This is a genomic window from Streptomyces graminilatus, assembly GCF_001418565.1.
GTDB lineage: Bacteria > Actinomycetota > Actinomycetes > Streptomycetales > Streptomycetaceae > Streptomyces > Streptomyces graminilatus.
Genome location: NZ_LIQQ01000721.1, coordinates 1 through 1832 on the forward strand (window position 1 = coordinate 1; position 1832 = coordinate 1832).

The 1832-nt window shown below is 55.2% G+C and carries 2 protein-coding genes; both read right to left on the bottom strand.

Translation table 11 applies throughout. The features are described 5' to 3' along the window. Positions 1-114: 114 nt before the first annotated feature. Entirely contained in the window at positions 115-555 is a 441-nt protein-coding gene (locus tag AOK08_RS46255) for a hypothetical protein (protein ID WP_157877016.1), read from the bottom strand. Beyond that, entirely contained in the window at positions 545-1672 is a 1128-nt protein-coding gene (locus AOK08_RS46260; protein WP_157877017.1) for a hypothetical protein, read from the bottom strand. The genes AOK08_RS46255 and AOK08_RS46260 overlap by 11 nt, the downstream gene beginning before the upstream one ends. Positions 1673-1832 lie beyond the last annotated feature (160 nt).

Consider the following 1832-nt stretch of genomic DNA (forward strand, 5'->3'; position numbering starts at 1 on the left):
CATCACGAAAGATCGAGGCTAGTCAGTCGTTGTGGACGTCCGAACGAAGACGTCCACAACGACTACGAGCATCGACTGATGGCATGTGCGCGTGAGACAAACCGAGGACGACCCTCAGGCAATCGGCCCGTATTGCCATCCGCGCTTCTCAGCCTTGTCACGCAAGAGACTCGCGCGCTTCTTCTGTTGCTTGGGACTCGCAACAGCCTTGAAGTCAACAAAGGCATGCGCCGGAGGGCGCTCTTCGCCGTCGTCAACTTGAGAGTCGTCAACGGCTCTGAGGTCTACCTCTTGAACCTCTGCAACATCGACGCAATAAACGCCAATCGACTTCAAACCCAGCGTTTCGGTGTGATGCTGATGAGCGTCCTCGGGACTAACGAGCGAAGCTCTAGTTACAGATACCTCGCCTGAATCCTTCGGGGTGGGACTGAAAACTTGACTGGTGACTCGACCGTCATGAATCCAGATCGGGTGAACTTGGCGCCAAAGCCTCTCTTCCTGATCCGTTATCTCGATCTCACCAGGCCGAAGGTTCGAGCCATCAGTCGGCATACTTTGTGATTCCCCCGATCACGAACTCTGTAATCTCACTCAACTGCCGCCAGTCAAACGTCTTATCATCCTCTTGGTCATCCGACTTTGAGAATGCGTAAGCTTCGACTTTCCCATCCGCCGTGACAGTCAGCGTTACTTCCCCTGCGACGTAAGGCCACTCAAGCTGTACGCCACCATCTTCTGTCGGGAAGATGTAAGGACGCTGCACTTGCTCATCGAGAAATTCGAGTAGAAGCGACTCAACCTCGCGGAGGACTTTTCTACTCACCTGCCGCCCAACCCCGTCCAGCCATCCAGCCTCAAGGTCGTGCAGCTCACTCAGGCGATCAGACCAATCAGCCGGCAGAACGGGTTCAACGGAAAGAACATCCTGGATCTCAATGATCTCTTCATCCATCGACTGAATAGCCACAGCGCTGATGGCCACGGTTGGCGCCATTGTCGAGCGATCAAGATATTGCCTCAGATCCGCGACGATGTCATCCGAGGAAAAGCGCCCAAGAATCACCCTCTCACCCCGAGTCAGACGGAATTCAAAGGTGCCTCTATCCGCGCTAACGCCGGTAACTTGCCCGTAGACGGGCGTCTCAATCTCAAACCTTTCGAGGCGTGCCTGTTCCTGAATCTGACGGCGGACTGACTGTGAGTAAATTACAGCTTTAGGAGTCTCACTATCGAATTCAATGAACTCTTCATCTCGCAGAGTCCTCCCGAAACTGGAAAACTCACGCAACGCGTGCGGAGGGAAGTTGCGAGGAATGCCCGATCCCGCCTGAATCGAACGTAGTGCATCCTGAATTACCATCCTGGCTTCTTCGAAGATGCCTGCATCGCGATCATCAAAGAGTGCATCCGCGTCGACGATAGTCCGCTCTAGAACGGGAATAACACTGCCAGGCTGAATATCGGACAGCCGAAGCGAAAAAGATGAGGCGAATCCCCTGGGTACGCGTTGCCGCGTCGCATGGCGCTGTTTGTAGAGACCTCGGGCCACGTCCACAACCAAGCGTTCATACCTGGCGAACTCTGCCAAGACTTCAACAGGCAGGCCCGGTTGCTCGTAACGCCCGCCTCGCAAGCGCCAAGATCCAAAAGTCCGACTCTCCGTGCCCATGCCCCCCACCCTACTGAGCTAGCGCCAGAACCCCGGGTGTGCACTCCAGCGCAGGTCAATTTTGCTCTGTCGCAACGTCAGAAGCAATCGAACAACGTCATCGCAGTCGCGTGCTCGCCTTGCGACCACTCGTATGTGCGTTAGCCTCGATCTTTCGTGA